20 protein-coding genes and 1 riboswitch are annotated in these 21,245 nt (G+C 69.7%); of the genes, 13 read left to right on the top strand and 7 right to left on the bottom strand.

The features are described 5' to 3' along the window. Nucleotides 1-37 precede the first annotated feature (37 nt). Genes SLW56_RS18450 through SLW56_RS18440 form a run of 3 tightly spaced genes read left to right on the top strand, consistent with a single transcriptional unit; the run spans nucleotide 38 to nucleotide 2,315 of the window. Complete coding sequence (locus SLW56_RS18450) at nucleotides 38-373, top strand: DUF3649 domain-containing protein (protein ID WP_295918500.1); 336 nt, start codon at nucleotides 38-40, stop codon at nucleotides 371-373. After that, nucleotides 370-1,986: a PepSY-associated TM helix domain-containing protein gene (locus tag SLW56_RS18445; protein WP_267099847.1), complete on the top strand. Its 1,617-nt coding sequence runs from the start codon at nucleotides 370-372 to the stop codon at nucleotides 1,984-1,986. Before SLW56_RS18450 ends, SLW56_RS18445 begins: the two co-directional genes overlap by 4 nt. Next, complete coding sequence (locus SLW56_RS18440) at nucleotides 1,983-2,315, top strand: DUF3325 domain-containing protein (RefSeq protein ID WP_043091995.1); 333 nt, start codon at nucleotides 1,983-1,985, stop codon at nucleotides 2,313-2,315. The genes SLW56_RS18445 and SLW56_RS18440 overlap by 4 nt, the downstream gene beginning before the upstream one ends. Before the next feature lie 14 nt (nucleotides 2,316-2,329). On the opposite strand, the gene crcB is transcribed toward SLW56_RS18440, so the two are convergent. Together crcB and SLW56_RS18430 are read right to left on the bottom strand one after the other, a co-directional pair. Then, a complete protein-coding gene (gene crcB / locus SLW56_RS18435) occupies nucleotides 2,330-2,749 on the bottom strand; it encodes a fluoride efflux transporter CrcB (protein WP_017909551.1) in 420 nt (139 codons plus the stop codon). A 110-nt stretch (nucleotides 2,750-2,859) separates the two neighbouring features. Beyond that, nucleotides 2,860-2,929: riboswitch (Fluoride riboswitch) on the bottom strand. A 1-nt stretch (nucleotide 2,930) separates the two neighbouring features. Then, nucleotides 2,931-4,304 carry a replication-associated recombination protein A gene (locus tag SLW56_RS18430; RefSeq protein ID WP_150409089.1) on the bottom strand — a complete coding sequence of 458 codons (1,374 nt, stop codon included), beginning with the start codon at nucleotides 4,302-4,304 and terminating at the stop codon, nucleotides 2,931-2,933. 104 nt (nucleotides 4,305-4,408) lie between these two features. Here SLW56_RS18430 and dmeF point away from each other — a divergent pair, with 104 nt between their 5' ends. After that, the gene (dmeF, locus tag SLW56_RS18425; protein ID WP_320695273.1) at nucleotides 4,409-5,554 is read left to right on the top strand and encodes a CDF family Co(II)/Ni(II) efflux transporter DmeF; all 1,146 of its coding nucleotides are present in this window, start codon (nucleotides 4,409-4,411) and stop codon (nucleotides 5,552-5,554) included. A 51-nt stretch (nucleotides 5,555-5,605) separates the two neighbouring features. Here the strand turns inward: dmeF and lolA are convergent, their stop codons facing one another. From lolA to SLW56_RS18410, 3 genes are all read right to left on the bottom strand, one after another. After that, on the bottom strand, nucleotides 5,606-6,232 hold the full coding sequence (lolA, locus tag SLW56_RS18420; protein ID WP_152236884.1) for an outer membrane lipoprotein chaperone LolA: 627 nt from the start codon (nucleotides 6,230-6,232) through the stop codon (nucleotides 5,606-5,608). Nucleotides 6,233-6,316: 84 nt separating this feature from the next. After that, the gene (locus SLW56_RS18415; RefSeq protein WP_320695290.1) at nucleotides 6,317-8,116 is read right to left on the bottom strand and encodes a DUF3857 domain-containing transglutaminase family protein; all 1,800 of its coding nucleotides are present in this window, start codon (nucleotides 8,114-8,116) and stop codon (nucleotides 6,317-6,319) included. 200 nt (nucleotides 8,117-8,316) lie between these two features. Continuing rightward, entirely contained in the window at nucleotides 8,317-10,674 is a 2,358-nt protein-coding gene (locus tag SLW56_RS18410) for a DNA translocase FtsK (RefSeq protein WP_017909556.1), read from the bottom strand. 287 nt (nucleotides 10,675-10,961) lie between these two features. Here SLW56_RS18410 and trxB point away from each other — a divergent pair, with 287 nt between their 5' ends. The 4 genes from trxB to infA all read left to right on the top strand — a co-directional run bounded on the left by trxB (nucleotide 10,962) and on the right by infA (nucleotide 14,240). Further along, complete coding sequence (trxB, locus tag SLW56_RS18405) at nucleotides 10,962-11,930, top strand: thioredoxin-disulfide reductase (protein ID WP_209248633.1); 969 nt, start codon at nucleotides 10,962-10,964, stop codon at nucleotides 11,928-11,930. Nucleotides 11,931-12,044: 114 nt separating this feature from the next. Beyond that, complete coding sequence (locus tag SLW56_RS18400) at nucleotides 12,045-13,169, top strand: GNAT family N-acetyltransferase (RefSeq protein ID WP_320695272.1); 1,125 nt, start codon at nucleotides 12,045-12,047, stop codon at nucleotides 13,167-13,169. A 22-nt stretch (nucleotides 13,170-13,191) separates the two neighbouring features. Then, nucleotides 13,192-13,929 (top strand): leucyl/phenylalanyl-tRNA--protein transferase, encoded by a 738-nt coding sequence (gene aat, locus SLW56_RS18395; protein WP_295907266.1) that lies wholly within the window; start codon nucleotides 13,192-13,194, stop codon nucleotides 13,927-13,929. A 92-nt stretch (nucleotides 13,930-14,021) separates the two neighbouring features. Beyond that, the gene (infA, locus tag SLW56_RS18390; RefSeq protein ID WP_004425677.1) at nucleotides 14,022-14,240 is read left to right on the top strand and encodes a translation initiation factor IF-1; all 219 of its coding nucleotides are present in this window, start codon (nucleotides 14,022-14,024) and stop codon (nucleotides 14,238-14,240) included. A 130-nt stretch (nucleotides 14,241-14,370) separates the two neighbouring features. Here infA and clpA read toward each other — a convergent pair whose 3' ends face one another. After that, on the bottom strand, nucleotides 14,371-16,653 hold the full coding sequence (gene clpA, locus SLW56_RS18385) for an ATP-dependent Clp protease ATP-binding subunit ClpA (RefSeq protein WP_043091985.1): 2,283 nt from the start codon (nucleotides 16,651-16,653) through the stop codon (nucleotides 14,371-14,373). A 123-nt stretch (nucleotides 16,654-16,776) separates the two neighbouring features. Then, nucleotides 16,777-17,097 carry an ATP-dependent Clp protease adapter ClpS gene (gene clpS, locus SLW56_RS18380; protein WP_010341728.1) on the bottom strand — a complete coding sequence of 107 codons (321 nt, stop codon included), beginning with the start codon at nucleotides 17,095-17,097 and terminating at the stop codon, nucleotides 16,777-16,779. Between the two features lie 76 nt (nucleotides 17,098-17,173). Here clpS and SLW56_RS18375 point away from each other — a divergent pair, with 76 nt between their 5' ends. From SLW56_RS18375 to SLW56_RS18355, 5 genes are all read left to right on the top strand, one after another. Next, nucleotides 17,174-17,677 carry a hypothetical protein gene (locus tag SLW56_RS18375; protein ID WP_152236881.1) on the top strand — a complete coding sequence of 168 codons (504 nt, stop codon included), beginning with the start codon at nucleotides 17,174-17,176 and terminating at the stop codon, nucleotides 17,675-17,677. Next, nucleotides 17,677-18,135, top strand: coding sequence for an NUDIX hydrolase (locus tag SLW56_RS18370; protein ID WP_295907269.1), 459 nt, complete (start codon nucleotides 17,677-17,679; stop codon nucleotides 18,133-18,135). Before SLW56_RS18375 ends, SLW56_RS18370 begins: the two co-directional genes overlap by 1 nt. Further along, nucleotides 18,132-19,274 (top strand): tRNA 2-thiouridine(34) synthase MnmA, encoded by a 1,143-nt coding sequence (gene mnmA, locus SLW56_RS18365; RefSeq protein ID WP_320695271.1) that lies wholly within the window; start codon nucleotides 18,132-18,134, stop codon nucleotides 19,272-19,274. The genes SLW56_RS18370 and mnmA overlap by 4 nt, the downstream gene beginning before the upstream one ends. Further along, a complete protein-coding gene (gene hflD / locus SLW56_RS18360) occupies nucleotides 19,271-19,885 on the top strand; it encodes a high frequency lysogenization protein HflD (RefSeq protein ID WP_320695270.1) in 615 nt (204 codons plus the stop codon). The genes mnmA and hflD overlap by 4 nt, the downstream gene beginning before the upstream one ends. Nucleotides 19,886-20,046: 161 nt before the next feature. Then, complete coding sequence (locus tag SLW56_RS18355) at nucleotides 20,047-21,237, top strand: methyl-accepting chemotaxis protein (RefSeq protein WP_017908265.1); 1,191 nt, start codon at nucleotides 20,047-20,049, stop codon at nucleotides 21,235-21,237. Nucleotides 21,238-21,245 lie beyond the last annotated feature (8 nt).

The following is a 21,245-nucleotide window of genomic DNA, read 5'->3' as shown; positions in this document are numbered from 1 at the left end:
CCTCGCTGCCCAGCCGGTGCCTTTACCACGGGCCTGCATGTCTTCTTCCACTTCGCTTCGCGATCTTGACGCTTCGGCCAAGCCGCCAGGGCGCACCTGGCCGCCCTGGCTGAGCGTGCTGGCGCGGACCCTGGCCGCGATCGTCGGCGGCTATGCGCTGGCCGCGGCCACCTCCGTGCTGCTGCCATTGCTCTGGCCATCGGTGCGTGCGCAGGCGGTGTTGAGCGGCATGATGCTGGGCATCCTGGTCTGCGCCTGCACCGCGCTGTGGGCGTTCGCCGCGCGCAGCGCCGGGCGCGCCTGGCTGGGCATCGCCGCGCTGCTGGCGCCGATGGCGCTGGCCATCGCCTGGCTGCAGCAGCACGCGCCATGAAGCAGGGATTCCGCCAATCGATGGCCTGGCTGCACACCTGGAGCGGCCTGCTGGTGTCGTGGGTGCTGCTGCTGATCTTCATGGCCGGCACCGCCAGCTATTTCCGCAACGAGATCAGCCAGTGGATGCGCCCGGAACTGCCGCGTGCGCAGCCGAGTACCGACGTGGTGGCCGCACGCGCGGTGGCGCTGCTGCAGCGCGAGGCGCCGCAGTCGCCGCAATGGTTCGTGTCGCTGGCCAACCCGCGCGCGCCGTTCACCGACCTGTTCTGGCGCAATCCGCCGCCGGCCGACGGCAGCCGCCCGAGCCGCAAGGAACTGTTCGGCAACGCACTGCTCGACCCGGTCAGCGGCGAGGCCAGCGAGACACGCGAGACCCGCGGCGGCGACTTCTTCTACCGCCTGCACTTCGACCTGCACTACATCCCGGCGCTGTGGGCGCGCTACATCGTCGGCTTCTGCGCGATGTTCATGCTGGTGGCGATCATCAGCGGCGTGATCACCCACAAGAAGATCTTCAAGGACTTCTTCACCTTCCGCCCCGCCAAGGGCCAGCGCTCGTGGCTGGACTTCCACAATGCCAGCGCGGTGCTCGCCCTGCCCTACCACGCGATGATCACCTACACCGGGCTGGTCACGCTGATGTTGATGTACCTGCCCTGGGGCATCCAGACCGCCTATCCGGACGCCGAGCAGGCGTTCTATGCCGAAGCGTTCCAGGAGCCGCAGAACCTGCGCGAGGCCAGCGGCACGCCGGGGCACATGCTGCCGATCGCGCAACTGCTGGACGTGGCCCGCCGCGAATGGGGCGCGCAGGCGCCGATCGCCGGCTTCACCGTGTACAACGCCGGCGACGCCGCCGCGGCGATCCAGATCCGCCAGGGCGACGGCCAGCGGTTGGGCTACAGCACACCGTCGCTGCTGCTGGACGCGGCAAGCGGGCAGATCCTCGGCCGCAGCGGCGAACTCGGCGCCGCCGCGGAAACCCGCAGCACCCTGTACGGCCTGCATCTGGCGCACTTCGCCGGTCCCTGGCTGCGCTGGCTGTTCTTCGGCTGCGGCCTGCTCGGCTGCCTGATGGTGGCCAGCGGCGCGATCCTGTGGGCGGTCAAGGAGCGGCCCAAGCACGCCAAGGCCGGCCGCATCGGCCTGGGCCTGCGTCTGGTCGACGCACTCAACATCGGCACCGTGGCCGGGCTGCCGATCGCCTTCGCCGCCTATTTCTGGGGCAACCGGCTGCTGCCGCTGCACCTGGAATCGCGCCCGGAAAGCGAAGCGGCGGTGTTCTTCCTGGCCTGGGCCGCGGCCCTGGTCGCCGCGCAGGTGTGGCCAAAGCGCGCGATGTGGGCCTGGCAACTGTACGCGGGCGCGGCACTGTTCGGCCTGCTGCCGCTGCTCAACGCCGTCACCACCGATGCGCACCTGGGCGTGAGCCTGCTGGCCGGCGACTGGGCGCTGGCCGGATTCGACCTGGTCTGCCTGTTACTCGGTATCGCGCTGGCGCTGGCCGCGCGGCGCATGCAGCGCTGGCAACCGCCGCTGTCGGCGGCCGAACGCCGCGCCCGCGACCGCGGCGGATCTGGCAAGCCGGTCCTGGCCACGGAGGCCGCATGACCGTCCTCGGCCTGTGCCTGGCCTTCTCCGGCTTCGTCGCGCTGTGCCTGGGCATGGAGAAGCACCAACTCGACCTGTACGGCGCACGCCGCGCCACCGCGCCGCGCCTGCGGCAACTGCAGGCCGCCGGCTGGCTGCTGCTGGGCACGGCGTTCGCCTGCTGCGTGGCCGCGCGCGGCTGGGGCATCGGCCCGGTGCTGTGGGTGGGCTCGCTCAGCGCCAGCGCGGCGCTGCTGACCCTGGGCCTGCTGCCGTACCGGCCGCGGCTGATCGTGCCGCTGGCGTTGCTGGCGCCGCCGCTGGGCGTGGGCGCGGCCCTATTAGGCTAGGCGCCCCGCCTCGCTCAGCGGTCGGCGGTCACCGTCGGTGCCCGCAGTTCGGCCGCGGTGCGCGCGCCGGCGAACACCAGCACCAGCCCCGCCGCCAGGGTGATCGCCAGGTACAACGGCACCATGCCGAGGCGGCCGTTACGCACGAACACCATGCTTTCCATCATCAGCGAGGAGAACGTGGTCAGCCCGCCGACCAGGCCGACGATCAGCAGCGCCCGCCAGTACGGCGCGCTGGCGCCGCGACCCTCGATCCACACCAGCAGGAAACCGCCGACGAAGGCGCCGGCCAGGTTCACCGCCAGCGTACCCCACGGGAAGCCGGCGCCGTAGCGCTGCAGCAGCGCACTGCCCACCGCGAAACGCAGACCGGAGCCGACCGCACCGCCGGCCATCGCCAGCAGCAATTGCTGCCACCACAGGGTCAGGTTCATGCGCGCCTCCGCGAAACGAACGCGGGAGCGGCAGCAGAAAAAAGAGAAGGAACGGGCATCGGATTCTCCACAAGGACGATGCCGGGGCGCACGCCTGCCACCCCGGCGGGGGTTGGGCAGGCATCATCAGCGCGCAATGCTGCGGGCGGTTCGAGGAGGAATGCCATCTCCTGTACGCCGATTATGAAGCCGATCGCCCGGCCTTGTCAGCCCGCGCCTGCTCGCGCGCGGCGCGCAGGCGATCCAGCTTGTCCTTGAGCTTGATCTCCAGGCCGCGTTCCACCGGCCGGTAGTAGACGCGCTCGCCCATCGCATCGGGAAAGCCGGTCTGGTCCAGGGCGATGCCGCCCTCGGCATCGTGGTCGTACTGGTAGTCGGCGCCATAACCCAGGGTCTTCATCAGCTTGGTCGGCGCGTTGCGCAGGTGCAGCGGCACCTCCTGGGTGCCGGTCTCGCGCACTTCGGCCTTGGCCTGGTTGAACGCGGCATAGCCGGCATTCGACTTGGCAGTGCTGGCCAGGTACAGCACCAGCTGCGCGAAGGCCAGTTCGCCTTCGGGGCTGCCCAGGCGCTCGTAGATATCCCAGGCTTCCAGCGCCATCGACTGCGCGCGCGGATCGGCCAGGCCGATGTCCTCGATCGCCATGCGGGTCAGCCGCCGTGCCAGGTAGGACGGGTCGCAGCCGCCATCGAGCATGCGCGTGAGCCAGTACAGCGCCGCATCCGGATTGGAGCTGCGTACCGACTTGTGCAACGCCGAGATCTGGTCGTAGAACTGCTCGCCGCCCTTGTCGAAGCGGCGGGTGCGGTCGGCCAGCACCTGCTGCAGGGTCTGCGCAGTGATCTCCCCGCCCTCGTCCTGGGCCAGTTCGGCGGCGATTTCCAACAGGGTCAGCGCGCGCCGCACGTCGCCATCGGCGGCGCCGGCGATCTCCAGCAGCGCCGCATCGGAGACCCGCAACGGCTCGGCGCCGAGCCCACGCTCTGGATCGTGCAGCGCCCGCTGCAGCGCCTCGGCGATGTCCTGCGGCGACACCGCCTCCAGCACGTGCACGCGGCAGCGCGACAGCAGCGCCGAATTCAGCTCGAACGAGGGATTCTCGGTGGTGGCGCCGACGAACAGGATGGTGCCGCGTTCGATATGCGGCAGGAACGCGTCCTGCTGCGCCTTGTTGAAGCGATGCACCTCGTCGACGAACAGCACCGTGCGGCGCCCGTCGGCGAAACGCTGCGCGGCCTCGGCCAGCACCCCCCGCACCTCCGGCAGGCCGGACAGCACCGCCGAGATCGCCTTGAACTCGGCTTCGGCGTACTGCGCCAACAGCAGCGCCAGGGTGGTCTTGCCGCAGCCCGGCGGCCCCCACAGGATCATCGAATGCACCCGGCCGGACGCGACCGCACGGCGCAGCGCACTGGTCGGCGCCAGCAGGCGCTTCTGCCCGACCATCTCGTCGAGCGTGCGCGGACGCATGCGCTCGGCCAGCGGGCGCATGGCCTCGCGGTCGACGCTCAACAGGTCGGGGGTATCGGAAGCGAAGGGTCTGCGTTTGGCCATCTGCCCATTCTATCGCCGAGGCCCGTATACGCCGTGCCGCAATCCTGCGTGGCACCGACGCCAGCGCTAGAATCGCGGCGCCTCCCTGCCCGGCCGACCCCGCCATGAGCCACCACGACACCCTGGACGCGTTCACCCATCAGCACGACTTCCTCGGCACCCGCCACGAGCGCAATGCGCGCCGGACCTGGTCGGTGGTGGCGCTGACCGCCGCGATGATGTTCGTGGAGATCGTCGCTGGCTGGTGGACCGGCTCGATGGCGCTGCTGGCCGATGGCCTGCACATGGCCACCCATGCCGGCGCGCTGTCGCTGGCCGGCTTCGCCTACTGGTTCGCGCGCCGGCACCGGCACAACCCGCGCTTCACCTTCGGCACCGGCAAGGTCGGCGACCTGGCCGGCTTCTCCAGCGCGCTCATCCTGGCGCTGATCGCCCTGGGCATCGGCGTGGAGTCGGCACTGCGCCTGGCGCAGCCGGTCCATATCGCCTACGACGAGGCGCTGTGGATCGCGGCGCTGGGCCTGCTGGTGAACCTGCTCAGCGCCTGGATGCTCGGCGCCGATCACCACCACGATCACGGGCATGGCCATGGTCACGGTCACGGGCACGGGCACGGGCACGGGCACGGGCACGGGCATTATCACGACCACGCTCATGCCGCGCACCGGCATGGCAACCATGCGCACGCGCACCACGATGGGCACGACCACGATCACGACCACGATCACGCGCACGGTCACGGCCATCACCACCCGCACGATCACCACGGGCATGCGCACGCCCATGCCGCGCCTGCGCCGACGCACAGCCACGACCGCCACACGCACGCCGACCACAACCTGCGCTCGGCCTACATGCACGTGCTGGCCGACGCGCTGACCTCGGTGATGGCGATCGTCGCCCTGTTGCTGGCCAAGTACCTGGGCTGGACCTGGACCGATGCGTTGATGGGCATCGTCGGCGCCATCGTCATCGCCCGCTGGTCGCTGGCGCTGCTGCGCGACACCGGCGCGGTGCTGCTCGACGCCTCGGCGCCGGCGGCGCTGCAGGCGCAGATCCGGGACCGCCTGCAGCAGGACGACGAGCGCATCGCCGACCTGCACGTGTGGCGGGTCGGCCCCGGCCAGCATGCGGCGATCGTGTCGCTGGTGACGCACAAGCCGCGGCCGGCGGCGTTCTACCACGCACGCCTGCAGGGCGTGGCCACGCTGGGCCACGTCAGCATCGAAGTGCAGACCTGCCCCAACTGAGCGGAAAGGCCGCCGCGCACCGACCCGGCGCGCGGCGGCGGGGCGGCTGGCTCAGCGGTCGCCGACCACGTCCACGTCCTTGTCCGGGACGTAGCGGAAGGTGCCCGCGGCGAAGGCCGGATTGCGCTTCCAGTCGCTGAAGCTGATGTCGGTGCGCTGGCCGACCGGATCGACCACTTCCATACGCGCCAGGCCGTTGCGGTCGAAGCCGAGCTTGGCCATCTGGAAGCTGGCCTCGGTGTCCACCTTCGGGGTCATGGTCAGCCACTGCAGCCCGTCGCGGGCCACCGCCTCCTCGCTGACGTCGTACTGGCGGTCGAGCTTGCCTGGGTCGATCAGCGCGGTCAGCGGGCTGTTCTGCTCCTCGCTGCCCTGTGCGCGCACCGTGGCCTGCTTCAGGTCCGGGTCGTAGACCCAGACCTTGCTGCCGTCGGCGACGATCAGCTGGGTATACGGCTTGCGGTACTCCCAGCGGAACAGGCGCGGCGCCGACAGCGCGACGCGGCCGCTGGAGCTTTCCTTCAGCGTGCCCTTGCCGTCGTAGACCTTCTGCGCGAACTGACCGTCCAGGCCCTTCAGCCCGCGGGTGAAGGCGGTGAGGTCCTCGCGGGCGCCGGCGAAGGCGGAGCCGGCCAGCAGCGCGGTGGCGAGGACGGTGTAGCGGAGTGTGCGAAGCATGCGGATGGGTTTCCGGATGGAGTGTGGGAAGTGTGACGCGCCGCGCCTGAATAGGCGATCAGAGGATGGCCGGCCGCGCCAGGTCTACGGCCCGGTCTGCATCCGGCCGAGGTCGCCGTACAGGATCTGGCCGCGGAAGCCGCGCCGCACCTGCTGGTACAGCTCGCGGAAGGCGGCGTAGTCCTGCGGCTGGCACAGCGCCGCCGGGCCGTGGATCGCGCGGCGGTGCAGCGTATGCGTGGCGGTCACGGTCTGCCCGTCGCGCACCCAGGTCGCGGCGTACTCGCCGGCGGCGTTGCGGAAATGCGTGTCGGCCGGAATCGCGATGATCGGCACGCTGTCCGGGAAGGTGAGCCGGTAGGTCTCGCTGCGCGCGTTGTCGTTGCAGTAGAACGGGGTCAGGTTGCGCTCGGCCGAGGCGGTGCTGTAGACCCCGCGCACCGAATCGGCGCCGGGCATCAACGGCAGGCTCATGCCGCCAACCACGCCGAAGTCGACGTAGTCGTGGGCCTGGAAGCGGTAGGCGTAGCCGAACGGCCGGCTCAGGTCCTGCGGCGTGCCCTGCAGCAGCAACTCGCCGCTGCCGTCGAAGCCGGACGCGGCGATGATCGACTCCTCGATGCGGGTGCGGTTCTGCGCGTTGAGCTGCACGAACATCGTGCGCAGGCCGACCTCGCCGACGTCGCCGCTATCCAGCCGGGTGATGCCGCTGACGCCGCCGTCGGCGTCGAAGCGGTAGTCGGTCTCGGCCAGGTAGCGGTTGCGCTTGGCGTCGTCCGGCGGCGTGCGCGCCACGGTGCCGTCGGCCGTGTGCAGCACCGGCGCGCCCAGATCGCCGGCCGGCAACTGGCCGAAACGCGCGTATGGGCTGGTCGAATCCACGTACAGCTTGAACTCGGGCAGATAGGTGATGGCGTGGTTGAACCGGCCCAGCACCGGCACCTCCGGCAGGGTCGGCCCGCCCTGCGCGCCGATCAGCACCGGCGTACTGGCGATGCCCTTGGCCGCCAGCAGCGCTTCCAGCACCACGGTGTGGTCCTTGCAGTCGCCGTAGTGGTTGTCGAGGATGCTGTCGGCGCTGTTCGGCTGCAGCCCGCCGTTGCCCAGGTACACCGCCACGTAGCGGATGTTGCGCGCCACCCACTCGTACAGCGCCGCGGCCTGCGCGCGGCGATCGACGATGCCGGCGGTGATCTGCTCGGCGCGGGCGCGCACCTTGGGCGTGACCTGCGCGGCGGCGGCGCTGCTGTGCTGGTAGGCCTGGGCCATCTGCGACCAGCGGCGGAAGCTGCTGGCCATGATGGTCGGGCTGAATTCCCAGGTGGCCGCCGACCAGTTCTGGCTCTTCATCGGCTCGCGGCGGCTGTAGCGCCACTCCCAGCGGGCCTGTTCGCCGTCGATCGTCGGCGTATCGCTGCCCTGCACGCCGCGCGTGTACAGGTGCATCTGCAGGCGCCGCGGCGCCACCAGGGTCACCGTGGCGTCGTCGTACTGGGAGAACACGCTGAAGGTCTCCCATAGGCTGAAGTAGCCGGGGAAGTACGGCACGTTCTGGGTGCGCCGCACCCGGTACACCAGGCGCGCGCCGGGCATCAGGTTGGGGAACACCACCACCTTGACCTTGCGGTCGGCGTACATCGCCGCCGTCGCGCTGGAATAGCTCTCCTGGGTATAGATCTTGTCGGCCGGCACGTCGTGGCGCAGCCCGTCCGGAGTCAACGTGTAGGCGGCCAGCACCTCCAGCGTCTCCAGCTTCTCGCTGTAGCCCAGCCGCACCTGGCTGAACTGGTCGACGCCGGCCTTGGTCTTGAGCAGCAGCTCGTACTCGTCGGTCTCGACGCTGGTGGCGTCCTCGCGCACCTCGTAATCGGCACGGTAGCGCACGTAGCTGTAGTTGTTGCTGACCACGGGGGCAGTCGCCGCGCCCGCGGTCTGGTCGGCATTGGAATGCGCGGCCGGCGCCGGTTGCGCGCCGGCGAGGCCGGACAGCGCCAGCAGCGCCGCGCCGAACAGCCAGCGCGAGGCGCGCGCAGGCCTCCGGTCAGGCAGACGCCGGCCACGGCCGGCGGACGGCGCGGTGCGCGTCACTTCGGCGGCGGCGGCGCCAGCACGCTGCGGTCGCCGTTGTGTTCGGGCGGGCTGACCACGCCGGCGGCTTCCATCGCCTCGATCAGCCGCGCGGCGCGGTTGTAGCCGATCTTCAGCCGCCGCTGCACGCCGGAGATCGAGGCGCGGCGGGTCTCGGTGACGATGCGCAGGGCCTCGTCGTACAGCGGGTCGGATTCGTCGCCGCCACCGCCGCCGGCTTCGGGCAGTCCGGTGGCGCCGATCACGGTGCCGTCGCCCATGGTCTGCACTTCGTCGAGCACGCCCTCGATGTAGTCGGCCGGGCCGCTGGCCTTGAGGTGCTCGACCACCCGGTGCACTTCCTCGTCGCTGACGAAGGCGCCGTGCACGCGGTCCGGCATCGCCGTGCCCGGCGGCAGGTACAGCATGTCGCCATGGCCCAGCAGGGTCTCGGCGCCGGACTGGTCGAGGATGGTGCGCGAGTCGATCTTGGAGCTGACCTGGAAGGCGATGCGGGTCGGGATATTGGCCTTGATCAGGCCGGTGATCACGTCCACCGACGGGCGCTGGGTGGCCAGGATCAGGTGGATGCCGGCGGCGCGGGCCTTCTGCGCCAGGCGCGCGATCAGCTCTTCGACCTTCTTGCCGACGATCATCATCATGTCGGCGAATTCGTCGATGAAGATGACGATGAACGGCAGTGTGTCCAACGGCCTCGGCGCCTCGGCCAGGTCCGGGTTGGGCTTGAACAGCGGGTCCATCAGCGGCTGCCCGGCGTCCTGCGCATCCTTGACCTTCTTGTTGAAGCCGGCCAGGTTGCGCACGCCGACCGCGCTCATCAGCTTGTAGCGGCGCTCCATCTCCGCCACGCACCAGCGCAGGCCGTTGGCGGCCTCCTTCATGTCGGTGACCACCGGCGCCAGCAGATGCGGGATGCCCTGGTAGACGCTCAGTTCGAGCATCTTCGGGTCGATCATCAGCATCCGCAGGTCCTTGGCCGAGGCCTTGTACAGCAGGCTCAGCACCATGGCGTTGACCGCCACCGACTTGCCCGAGCCGGTGGTACCGGCGACCAGCAGGTGCGGCATGCGCGCCAGGTCGGCCACGGTCGGACGCCCGGCGATGTCCTTGCCCAGGGCCAGGGTCAGCGGACTGGCCGACTTGTCGTATTCCTTGGAGCGCAGCAGCTCGCTGAGATAGATCATCTCGCGGCTGACGTTGGGGATCTCCAGGCCGATCACCGACTTGCCCGGGATCACGTCGACCACGCGCACCGACTTCACCGACAGGCCGCGGGCGATGTCCTTGTCCAGCGAACTGATCTGGCTGACCTTGATGCCTGGCGCCGGTTCGATCTCGAAGCGGGTGATGACCGGGCCCGGATAGGCGCCGACCACCTGCGCCTCGATGCGGAAGTCCTTCAGCTTGAACTCGATCTGCCGCGACAGGGTTTCCAGGGTCTCCTCGGAATAGCCCTTGGCCTGCGGCTTGGGGTCGTCCAGCAGGGCCAGCGGCGGCACCCCGGACGGGTCGCTGCCGGTGCCGTGGAACAGCGGGATCTGCTGCTCGCGCTTGGCGCGCTCGCTCTTCTCCACCACCGGCGCCGGCGGCGGCTCGATCTTGACCGGCTCGCGCTTGGCGCGCTGCACCGCGTCGACCTTGCGCACTTCCTCGCGTTCCTCGCGCATGGCGCGGGTCTGCTGCCATTCGTTGGCCTGCTGGGTGCCGCGGCGGGCCAGCGCCGGCAGGGTCATCACCGCCTTGCCGATGCGCTCCATCACCGCGAACCAGGACAGCCCGGTGGCCAGGGTCACCGACACCAGCAGCAGCACCAGCACGAACAGGTTGGCGCCGAGCGCGCCGAAGCCGGCGCCCAGCGAATTGCCGACCAGCTTGCCGAGGATGCCGCCGGCCCCGGCCACGTCGCCGGCGAACAAGCGCAGGTGCAGCAGCCCGGTGGCGGCGATCAGGAAGCCGACGATGCCGACCAGGCGCAGCGCCGGGCCGAGATCGGCCTCGCCATCGCCGTCCTGGTCCATGCCGAACAGCGCGATCCAGGAGATCGCGCCGATCACCACCGGCAGCAGGAAAGCCACGTAGCCGAACAGTTGCAGCAGCACGTCGGCGATCCAGGCGCCGAACTTGCCGCCCATGTTGTGCACCGGCGCGACCACGCTGCCGGTATGCGACCAGCCTGGATCGGTCGCCGAGTACGTGGCCAGGCTGGCCAGCAGGTACAGCAACAGCGGCGCGATCGCGATCAGCGCCAGATCGCGCCACAGCTTCTGCCGGCGTGGGTTGGGCGCGGCGCCCTGCTTGCGTGCCGCCGCGTTGGCGCCCTGGGATTTGCCGCGTTCCGGAACCTGCTTCGCCACGCTATGACCAGACCTTAGAAATGCATCGTTAGTGATTGATAATAAACGACTCGCCCTTGCATTTCAGCAGTCGGTACCTGAATCGTCCGGACTTGCGCAGGCCGACGCTGGCAGCGCCCGATCGAGGCGGGCAACGACGCGCGAAATCCGCTGTCTGTCGCAGCGGGCCGCAGCGTTTCCGCCACGCGGCTTGATTCGTTCCAGGCCGGCCGCCACTCTATGCGCCTTCGCCGGAACCCGCGCTACGCCGCGTTTCCGCCGCCATTTCACCCTGTTCGCGAGTATACATGAGCCCCTCTGCCGCCAATTCCGCCAAGCATTCCCGCCTGCTGATCCTGGGTTCCGGCCCGGCCGGCTGGACCGCCGCGGTCTACGCCGCGCGCGCCAACCTCAAGCCGGTGGTGATCACCGGCCTGCAGCAGGGCGGCCAGCTGATGACCACCACCGAGGTCGACAACTGGCCCGGCGACCCGCACGGCCTGATGGGCCCGGACCTGATGGCGCGCATGCAGGCGCATGCCGAGCGCTTCGAGACCGAGGTGATCTTCGACCACATCCATACCGCCGACCTGTCGCAGCGCCCGTTCCGGCTCAGCGGCGACAGCGGCGACTACACCTGCGATGCATTGATCATCGCCACCGGCGCCACCGCCAAGTACCTGGGCATTCCCTCGGAAGAGGCGTTCAAGGGCCGCGGCGTGTCCGCCTGCGCCACCTGCGACGGCTTCTTCTACAAGGACCAGGACGTGGTCGTGGTCGGCGGCGGCAACACCGCCGTGGAAGAGGCGCTGTACCTGTCCAATATCGCCCGCAAGGTCTACCTGGTGCATCGCCGCGACACCCTGCGCGCGGAAAAGATCATGCAGGACAAGCTGTTCGCCAAGGTCGCCGCCGGCAAGATCGAGACCGTCTGGCATCACCAGGTGGACGAGGTGCTGGGCAACGAGGCCGGCGTCACCGGCGTGCGGGTCAAGTCGGTGCAGGACGGCAGCACCCGCGACCTGGAGGCGCACGGCTTCTTCGTCGCCATCGGCCATCACCCGAACACCCAGCTGTTCGACGGCCAGTTGACCATGCACAACGGCTACCTGGAGATCCGCTCCGGCCTCGGCGGCGCTGCCACCGAGACCTCGGTGCCGGGCGTGTTCGCCGCCGGCGACGTCGCCGACCAGCACTACCGCCAGGCGATCACCTCGGCCGGCTTCGGCTGCATGGCCGCGCTGGACGCCGAGCGCTATCTGGACAAGGGTGCCTGAGTCCGCGCACGCCTTGAACTGCCGGCGTCAGGCCGGCAGCGGCCGTGCGCCCGCGCGCGCGGCCGGTGACGCCAGCCGCCGCTGCGCCGCCTTCCACCGCGAGCAGCGCCGGCGATGAGCCGAATCCGCTGGCTGCGCCAGCTCGACACGGTCGCTGCCGCCGACTGGGACGCCCTGCACGACGGCCGCAATCCGTTCGTGGCCCACGCCTTCCTGGCAGGCCTGGAGCAGCATGGCTGCCTGCGCCCGGACTGGGGCTGGAGCCCGCTGCATCTCACCGTGTGGGACGGCGAGGCCCTGGTCGCGGCGGCGCCCGGCTACGTCAAAAGCAACTCGCACGGCGAATTCGTGTTCGACCATGCCTGGGCGCACGCCTACGCGCGCTACGGCCAGGACTACTTCCCCAAGTGGCTGTGCGCGGTGCCGTACTCGCCGGTCACCGGGCCGCGGCTGCTCGCCCGCGACCTGGCGGCGCAGCAGGACCTGCTCGCGGCCATGCGGGCGCTGACCGAGCGCACCGGCCTGTCCTCGGCCCACGTCAATTTCCACCGCGCCGACGAGGACGCCGCGTTCGGCACCGACTGGCTGGAACGCAACGACGTGCAGTACCAGTGGCACAACGACGCCGGCTGGACCGGGTTCGACGATTACCTGGGCGCGATGGACCACAAGCACCGCAAGAACATCCGCCAGGAGCGGGCCAAGGTGCAGCGCGCCGGCATCGGCTTCCGCGTGCTGCACGGCGACGAGGCCAGCGCCGCCGACCTGCAGGCGATGTACGGCTTCTATCTGCGCACCTTCGACGACTACGGCAATTCGCCGGCGCTGACCCTGGACTTCTTCTCGCATCTTGCGCGAACGATGCCGCGCAACCTGCTGATCTTCCTGGCCATGCATGACGGCGCGCCGGTGGCCGGTGCGTTCTGCCTGCGCGGCGGCGACACCCTGTACGGCCGGTACTGGGGCGGCGAGCCCCTGCCCGGCCTGCACTTCGAGACCTGCTACTACCAGGGCATCGAGTACTGCCTGCGCGAGGGCCTGACCCGCTTCGAGCCGGGCGCGCAGGGCCAGCACAAGATCGCCCGCGGCTTCCTGCCGCGGCTGGTGCGCAGCCGCCACTGGATCGCCGACCCCGGTTTCCGTGTGCCGCTGGCCGACTGGTGCGCGCAGGAACGCGCCGAGGTGCGCCAGCACGCGGCGGCGCTGCAGCGCCACTCGCCATTCCGCCACGACGCCTGAGGCATCGGCTACGCTGCCGACGATGCGTCGTCTCCCTGTCCTGCTCGCGGCCGATCCCGCCGCCCCGTTCCCGCCACCGTCCAGCGCCCTGCGCGAGCCGGACGGCCTGCTCGCGGTCGGCGGCGACCTGTCGCCGACGCGCCTGCTCGCGGCTTACGCCCAGGGCATCTTCCCCTGGTACTCCGACGGCGAGCCGATCCTGTGGTGGAGTCCGGACCCGCGCACCGTGTTCCGCAGCGACGGCGTACGCCTGTCCTCGCGCTTCCGCCGCAGCCTGCGCCACTGTCCGTGGACCGTGCGCGCCGACACCGCCTTCGCCCAGGTCATCGATGCCTGCGCGCAACTCCCCCGCCGCGGCCAGGACGGCACCTGGATCACCGCGCCGATGCGCGACGCCTATCTGGCCCTGCACCAGGCTGGCCACGCGCATTCGGTGGAAGTGTTCGACGGCGACGAGCTGGTCGGCGGCATCTATGGGGTGGCGCGCGGGCGCATGTTCTTCGGCGAGAGCATGTTCAGTGCGCGCAGCGGCGGCTCCAAGGTCGCGCTGGCGGCACTGGCGCGGCGCCTGCACGGCTGGGGCTGGCCGCTGATCGACGCGCAGGTGGAGAACGACCACCTGCTCAGCCTGGGCGCCGAGCGCTGGCCGCGTGCGCGGTTCCTGGACACCATCGCGTCGCTGGTGGCGGCGACTGCCGAGACCGCGCCGTGGACGCTGCGCTTCGGCGCCCTGGCGGCCGCGGAACTGGCCCAGGGCTGAGCGGGATTAACGCAAACTTTGCATGGCGCGGCCCAGGCGAGTAAAATCCTCGCTCTTCAGGCCTTTGGCCGTTCCGAATCGCACAGGATTACATGTCGAAAGACGACTCCATCGAATTCGAAGGCACCGTCAGCGAGACGTTGCCCAATACCACGTTCCGGGTCAAGCTGGAAAACGGGCACGAAATCATCGCCCACATCTCCGGCCGCATGCGCAAGAACTACATCCGCATCCTGACCGGCGACCGGGTGAAGGTCGAAATGACCCCGTACGACCTGACCAAGGGTCGCATCACCTACCGCATGAAGTAATCCGCCACGGGCGGACATGAAGAAGGCGGCCACTGGCCGCCTTTCGCGTCTGCAACGATGGAACGACGGTGACCTCGCCAGGCGGCTGCAGCCTCTGCAGCCGCCTTTCGTCGTGCCTGTCGGCCCGGCCTCAGTCCACCGTGGCCGGCAGCAGGCGCTCCGGCTCGGCCTGGGTCTCCACCACCAGCTCGCCGTCGCGCACGTCGATGGTGACGCGGCCGCCGTTGACCAGCTTGCCGAACAGCAGTTCGTCGGCCAGCGGACGCTTGACCTTGTCCTGGATCACCCGCGCCATCGGCCGCGCGCCCATCAGCGGATCGAAGCCGTGCTGGGCCAGCCAGTCGCGCGCGGTCGGGGTCGCCGACAGCGACACGTGCTTCTCCTGCAGCAGCATCTCCAGTTCGATCACGAACTTGTCGACCACGCGCAGGATGTGGCTGAAGGCCAGCGGCTGGAACTGCACCACCGCGTCCAGGCGGTTGCGGAACTCCGGGGTGAAGCTGCGGCGGATGATCTCCATCGCATCGGTGGAATGGTCCTGCTGGGTGAAGCCGATCGAGCGCCGCGAGGCCTGGGTGGCACCGGCATTGGTGGTCATCACCAGGATCACGTTCTTGAAGTTCGCCTCGCGCCCGTTGGTGTCGGTGAGCACGCCGCGGTCCATGACCTGCAACAGGATGTTGAAGATGTCCGGGTGCGCCTTCTCCACCTCGTCCAGCAGCAGCACGCAGTGCGGGGTCTTGACGATCTTCTCGGTCAGCAGGCCGCCCTGGTCGAAGCCGACGTATCCCGGGGGCGCACCGATCAGGCGGCTGATCGAATGCGGCTCCATGTACTCGGACATGTCGAAGCGCACCAGCTCGATGCCCAGTTGCAGCGCCAGCTGCTTGGTGACCTCGGTCTTGCCCACGCCGGTGGGGCCGGCGAACAGGAAGTTGCCGATCGGCTTTTCCGGATTGGCCAGGCCCGAGCGCGCCAGCTTGATCGACGAGGCCAGCGTCTCGATCGCCGGATCCTGGCCGAAGATCACCATCTTCAGGTTGCGCTCCAGGTGCTGCAGCACGTCCTTGTCGGTGGCGCTGACCTGCTTGGCCGGGATCCGCGCCATCTTGGCGACGATGGTCTCGATCTCCTCGATGTCGATCAGTTCCTTGCGCTGGCCTTCCGGCAGCAGCCGCTGGCGCGCGCCGGCCTCGTCGATCACGTCGATCGCCTTGTCCGGCAGCAACCGGTCGCCGATGTGCTTGACCGACAGGTCCACCGCCGCCTGCAACGCATCGTCGGCGTAGGTCACGCCGTGGTGCGCCTCGTACTTGGGCTTGAGGCCCTGCAGGATCTCGAAGGTCTCGCCCACGGTCGGCTCGACGATGTCGATCTTCTGGAAACGCCGCGCCAGGGCGCGGTCCTTCTCGAAGATGCCGCGATACTCCTGGAACGTGGTTGAGCCGATGCAGCGCAGCTCGCCCGAGGACAGCGCCGGCTTGATCAGGTTGGAGGCGTCCATGGTGCCGCCGGAGGCGGAACCGGCGCCGATGATGGTGTGGATCTCGTCGATGAACAGCACCGCGTTGGGCACCTTCTTCAGCGAGGTCAGCACGCCCTTCAGGCGCTTCTCGAAGTCGCCGCGGTACTTGGTGCCGGCGACCAGCGCGCCCAGGTCGAGCGAGAAGATCACCGCGTCGGCCAGCACCTCAGGCACCGTGCCCTCGACGATGCGCTTGGCCAGGCCCTCGGCGATGGCGGTCTTGCCGACACCGGCCTCGCCCACGTACAGCGGGTTGTTCTTGCGGCGGCGGCACAGCACCTGGATGGTGCGCTCGATCTCGTCGGCGCGGCCCACCAGCGGGTCGATGCGGCCGTTGCGGGCCTGCTCGTTCAGATTGGTGGCGTACTCGGCCAGTGCGTCGCCCTTGGGCTCGCCCTCGCCCGCCTCGCCCTTGGGCTCGCCGTCGGACGGCGCGGCGTGCTCGCCGTCCTCGCCCATCTTGGCGATGCCATGGGACAGGTAGTTGACGATGTCCAGACGGGTGATGTCCTGCTGGTTCAGGAAGTACACCGCGTGCGAGTCCTTCTCGCCGAAGATCGCCACCAGTACGTTGGCGCCGCTGACTTCCTTTTTGCCCGAGGACTGCACGTGGTAGACGGCCCGCTGCAGCACCCGCTGGAAGCCCAGGGTGGGCTGGGTGTCGCGGCCATCGTCGTCGGCCAGGCGCGCCACCGAGGCTTCGATGGCCTGTTCCAGGTCGCCGCGCAGGCGGTCGACGTCGGCGCCGCAGGCCTTGAGCACGGCCTGGGCGGAGGGATTGTCGAGCAATGCCAACAGCAGGTGCTCCACCGTCATGAACTCATGACGGGCTTCCCGGGCGCGCTTGTAGCACTGGCCGATGGTCTGCTCGAGATCTTTGCTGAACATGGTGTACTCCGACGTCTGTTGCCGACAATATGTGGCTTGAGTTGCGAATTTCCACAACCCTATCGGATCAGTGTGTTCACACCGCGTTAGTCCGGGCAAACCGGTGACCGACGCCTCCCACTATCAGGCTTTTTCCATCGTGCACAACAGGGGATGCTGGTTCATCCGCGAGAACTCGTTCACCTGAGCCACCTTGGATTCAGCCACCTCGCGGGTATAGACCCCGCACACCCCGCGGCCGCGGGTATGCACGTGCAGCATCACCTGGGTGGCGCGCTCCAGGTCCAGGGAGAAGAACTGCTGCAGCACGGTCACCACGAAGTCCATCGGGGTGTAGTCGTCGTTCAGCAGCAGCACCTGATACATGGGCGGGCGGGCGACTTCCGGCTTGCCGGTCTCCACCATGACGCCATGATCGTGCTCGGGGGAATTCTTGCGGGGCATCCGCCCATTATATACGGGGGCCGCCGGCCAGGATTGGACGATCGCCGGCCCTGCCCGCACAATTCCCCTCCTTTCGATGGCGCTCCGCATGCATTCGACGATGTTCCCCAAGCTTCCGCTGCTCGCCGCGCTGCTCGCCGCCACCCTGCCGGCCGCCGCCGAGACGCCGGATGCGGCGCTGGGCAAGCGCCTGCAGGCGCTGGGCTACGACGTACAGGCGGACGAGGACGGCGACTATCAGGTGCTGTTCGGCCTGCGCGACCACGGGCAGGAGCGCAAGCAGCTCACCTATGTGCGCTCGCCGGTGGAGACCTTCGGCAGCTACCGCATCCGCGAGGTGTGGTCGCCGGCCTACCAGGCGCAGGGCGACAGCCTGCCCGCCAAGGTCGCCAACCGGCTGCTGGAGGATGCGCAGTCGGACATCCTCGGCGGCTGGGTGCGCCAGGGCGGCACCGCGGTGTTCGTGGTCAAGATCCCCGCCGATGCCGACGATGCGGCGCTGCGCGAAGCACTGGAGGCGGCCGCGCGTGGCGCCGACGCGATGGACGCCGAACTGAACGGCGGCAAGGATCTGTTCTGATGACGGCGGCCGCGGAACCCTGGCAGCCGGACGTGACCGTGGCCACGGTGGTGGTGCGCGACGGGCGCCTGCTGCAGGTCGAGGAAGCCATCGCCGGTGCGCTGGTGTTGAACCAGCCGGCCGGCCACCTGGAGCCGGACGAGAGCCTGATCGAGGCCGCGGTGCGCGAGACGCTGGAGGAAACCGGCTGGCAGGTGCAGCCGACCGCGTTCATCGGCGCCTACCAGTGGAAGGCCGACACCGGCCGCCACTACCTGCGCTTCGCCTTCGCCGCCGATCCGGTCGCACACAATGCGCAGCGGCCGCTGGACACCGGCATCGTGCGCGCGCTGTGGATGACCCCGGCCGAACTGGAGGCCGAAGCGCCGCGCTGGCGCAGCCCGTTGGTGTGGCAGGTGGTGGCCGACTACCTGGCCGGGCGCCGCTACCCGCTGGATCTGCTGCGGCAGATGGCATGAGCGGCGCAGCGGTCATGGTCGGGGTCTCCGGCGGCGTGGATTCGTCGGTGGCGGCCTGGCAGCTGGTCCAGCAGGGCGCGGCGGTGTCCGGCCTGTTCATGCAGAACTGGGCCGACGACGGCAGCGGCGACTGCCGTGCCGACGACGACCGCCGCGATGCAGTGGCGGTGTGCGGGCGACTGGGCATCCCCTTCCATTTCCGCGACTTTTCGCAGGAGTACTGGCAAGGCGTGTTCGCGCACTTCCTGGCCGAATACGCCGCCGGGCGCACGCCCAACCCGGACGTGCTGTGCAACCGCGAGGTCAAGTTCAAGCATTTCCTGGACGCGGCGCGCGAGCTCGGCGCCGAGCGCATCGCCACCGGCCACTACGCGCGGGTGGACAGCCTCGGCGGCCGCTGGCGGCTGCTGCGCGGGCTGGACCGCAACAAGGACCAGAGCTACTTCCTGCACCAGCTGGGCCAGGCGCAACTGGCCGCGACCCTGTTCCCGGTCGGCGAACTGCCCAAGGAACAGGTGCGCCGCATCGCCCGCGAAGCCGGCCTGCCGACCCACGCCAAGAAGGATTCCACCGGCATCTGCTTCATCGGCGAACGCGATTTCCGCGAATTCCTTGGCCGCTACCTGCCGGCGCGGCGCGGCGAGATCCGCGACCCGCACGAGCAGGTCGTGGCCGAGCATCCGGGGGTGTTCTACTTCACCCTGGGCCAGCGCGAGGGCCTGAACATCGGCGGGGTACGCGGCCGCGCCGCGGCACCGTGGTACGTGGTCGGCAAGGACGTCGCCCGCAACGTGCTGTACGTCGACCAGGACCGCGACAGCCCCTACCTGATGGCCAACGGGCTGCAGTCCGAGGCCGCTCACTGGATCGCCGGTGCACCGCCGGCGCAGCGCTTCGAGTGCACCGCGCAGACCCGCTACCGCCAGGCCGACGAGCCCTGCACGGTCGAGGTCGGCGACGACGGCACTCTGTCGGTCCGCTTCGCGCGCCCGCAGCGCGCCGTCACCCCCGGGCAGTCGCTGGTGCTGTACCAAGGCGAGGAATGCCTGGGCGGCGCCGTGATCGCCACCACCGATGCCCCGCTGGAGCGCCGCCTGGCGCAGCAGGCCCCCGCCGTACACGAGGACCCCATTCGATGACCGATTCCATGGACGCGCGCATGCTGGCGCTGGCGGGCATGGCCCAGGCTCTGCAGCAGGTGCGGCGCATCGCCGAGACCGGCCAGTCCGAGGCGTCGCTGGTGCGTACCCTGCTCGACAGCGTGTTCCGCATCGACGCGCCCAGCCCCGAAGCGGTCTATGGCCGCCGCGCCGACCTGGCGCCGGGCCTGCGCCTGCTGCACAACTACTTCCGCAACCAGGGCCAGGACGAGGTGCTGCCGCGGCTGGCGCTGGCGGTGATCCAGCTGGAACGGCGCTTCGCCGGCGATGCCGAGACCGACGCCAAGGTCGATGCCGGCCTGGCCCGGATCGTGCCGCTGCTGGAGCGCCATGCCGACAGCACCCACCCCGAGGTGATCGCGGCGTTGGGCCAGCTCTACGCCGACACCATCAGCCACCTGCGCCCGCGGGTGATGGTGCAGGGCAACCCGCATTACCTGGGTCAGGCCGGGGTGGTGGCGGAGATCCGCGCACTGCTGCTGGCGGCGGTGCGTTCGGCGGTGCTGTGGCGGCAGATGGGCGGCAGCCTGTGGGATTTCCTGCTGGCCAAGCGGCGCATGCGCGAGACCGTGGACCGCGCCTTGCGCTGAGTCCCCGGGGTGCCGGCGCCGGGCCGGCAGCGCGCCGCCCGCGGTGGTTCTGCGACGCGGATCGTACGAATGTCGGCAGGTTTCGATGATCCGCGCACCACGTTGCTAAAGACCCGGGGGGGGCGGCCGATACAGCAATCGTGAATCTGCCGAGAACTTCCATGTACTCACGCCTCCTGATCCGTCTGGCCGCCCCGCTCGCCCTGACGCTGCTGTTCCCCATCGCCGCCGGCTTCGATTGGCCGGCCCCGGTCCGTTGGGCCATCCTCACCACCATGACGCTGAGCTGGCTCGGTTTCGCCGGCTGGACCGCGTACAGCCAGAGCCGGCGCTCGCCGGAGCAGGCCAAGGTCATGCGCGAGCAGGACCACCTGCTGACCGAGCTGCGCAGCTTCGTCGGCAACGAGATCGAGGGCTCGCGCTCGGAGATCGAACGTGCCCGCGAACTGATCCGCCAGGCGGTCAGCGGCCTGGGTGGCAGCTTCGAGGCGATGAACCGCAAGTCGCGGCAGCAGAGCGTGGCGCTGGCCCGCATCGTCGACCGCGCCGGCGAAGACGGCGGCGCCGGGGTGGACGTGGCCCGCTTCGCCCAGCATGCCAGCCAGCGCATGGAGCAGCTGGTGGAGGCGCTGGAGCAGGTCAGCGGCCAGAGCAGCACCACGGTGCACTACATCGACGACATGTCCCAGCACCTGGACGGCATCTTCGCCCTGCTGGAGGACGTCAAGTCGATCGCCGACCAGACCAACCTGCTGGCACTGAACGCGGCGATCGAAGCGGCGCGCGCCGGCGAGGCGGGCCGCGGCTTCGCGGTGGTGGCCGACGAGGTGCGCAACCTGTCCGAGCGTTCGACCACCTTCAACGAGCAGATCCGCAAGCTGGCGCACAGCTCCAAGGACGCCATCGCCAAGGTCCGCGAGACGGTCTCGAACATGGCCTCCCGCGACATGGACCGCTCCCGCGAGGCGCGGGCCGAGGCCGCGGCGATGCTGGACAACGTGGCCGCGATCAACCACTCGCTGGGCGACGGCATGCGCGAGATCTCCGAGTGCGGCCGCGCCATCGACAGCAGCGTCGCCGAAGCGGTGCGCGCCCTGCAGTTCGAGGACATCGCCACCCAGGCCCTGGGCGGCGTGCACACCCACCTGGACCGCCTGACCGCGATCAACCGCGAGGCCGTGGCGCTGCAGGAACTGCTGCACCGCAATGGCGGCGTGTTCGACCACGAACTGCTCGACGCCCTGCAGCGGGTCGGCAACCGCCTGCGCGACATGCGCACCGAGTGGGAGCGTCCGCCGCACAAGCCGGTGGCGCAGCAGAGCATGGGTGCCGGCACGGTCGAGCTGTTCTAAGTCTGCCT

Origin of the sequence: Xanthomonas sp. LF07-6 (assembly GCF_034105445.1) — a bacterium.
In the GTDB taxonomy this organism is placed as follows: Bacteria; Pseudomonadota; Gammaproteobacteria; order Xanthomonadales; family Xanthomonadaceae; genus Xanthomonas_A; species Xanthomonas_A sontii.
The sequence above is the reverse complement of the archived record's forward strand: the minus strand, read 5'-3'. Positions and strand labels throughout refer to the sequence as shown.

Coding starts and splice junctions, on each gene's coding strand:
- SLW56_RS18450 (WP_295918500.1), top strand. CDS start 38: ATGTCTTCTTCCACTTCGCTTCGCGATCTTGACGCTTCGGCCAAGCCG.
- SLW56_RS18445 (WP_267099847.1), top strand. CDS start 370: ATGAAGCAGGGATTCCGCCAATCGATGGCCTGGCTGCACACCTGGAGC.
- SLW56_RS18440 (WP_043091995.1), top strand. CDS start 1,983: ATGACCGTCCTCGGCCTGTGCCTGGCCTTCTCCGGCTTCGTCGCGCTG.
- crcB (WP_017909551.1), bottom strand. CDS start 2,749: ATGAACCTGACCCTGTGGTGGCAGCAATTGCTGCTGGCGATGGCCGGC.
- SLW56_RS18430 (WP_150409089.1), bottom strand. CDS start 4,304: ATGGCCAAACGCAGACCCTTCGCTTCCGATACCCCCGACCTGTTGAGC.
- dmeF (WP_320695273.1), top strand. CDS start 4,409: ATGAGCCACCACGACACCCTGGACGCGTTCACCCATCAGCACGACTTC.
- lolA (WP_152236884.1), bottom strand. CDS start 6,232: ATGCTTCGCACACTCCGCTACACCGTCCTCGCCACCGCGCTGCTGGCC.
- trxB (WP_209248633.1), top strand. CDS start 10,962: ATGAGCCCCTCTGCCGCCAATTCCGCCAAGCATTCCCGCCTGCTGATC.
- SLW56_RS18400 (WP_320695272.1), top strand. CDS start 12,045: ATGAGCCGAATCCGCTGGCTGCGCCAGCTCGACACGGTCGCTGCCGCC.
- aat (WP_295907266.1), top strand. CDS start 13,192: ATGCGTCGTCTCCCTGTCCTGCTCGCGGCCGATCCCGCCGCCCCGTTC.
- infA (WP_004425677.1), top strand. CDS start 14,022: ATGTCGAAAGACGACTCCATCGAATTCGAAGGCACCGTCAGCGAGACG.
- clpA (WP_043091985.1), bottom strand. CDS start 16,653: ATGTTCAGCAAAGATCTCGAGCAGACCATCGGCCAGTGCTACAAGCGC.
- clpS (WP_010341728.1), bottom strand. CDS start 17,097: ATGCCCCGCAAGAATTCCCCCGAGCACGATCATGGCGTCATGGTGGAG.
- SLW56_RS18375 (WP_152236881.1), top strand. CDS start 17,174: ATGGCGCTCCGCATGCATTCGACGATGTTCCCCAAGCTTCCGCTGCTC.
- SLW56_RS18370 (WP_295907269.1), top strand. CDS start 17,677: ATGACGGCGGCCGCGGAACCCTGGCAGCCGGACGTGACCGTGGCCACG.
- mnmA (WP_320695271.1), top strand. CDS start 18,132: ATGAGCGGCGCAGCGGTCATGGTCGGGGTCTCCGGCGGCGTGGATTCG.
- hflD (WP_320695270.1), top strand. CDS start 19,271: ATGACCGATTCCATGGACGCGCGCATGCTGGCGCTGGCGGGCATGGCC.
- SLW56_RS18355 (WP_017908265.1), top strand. CDS start 20,047: ATGTACTCACGCCTCCTGATCCGTCTGGCCGCCCCGCTCGCCCTGACG.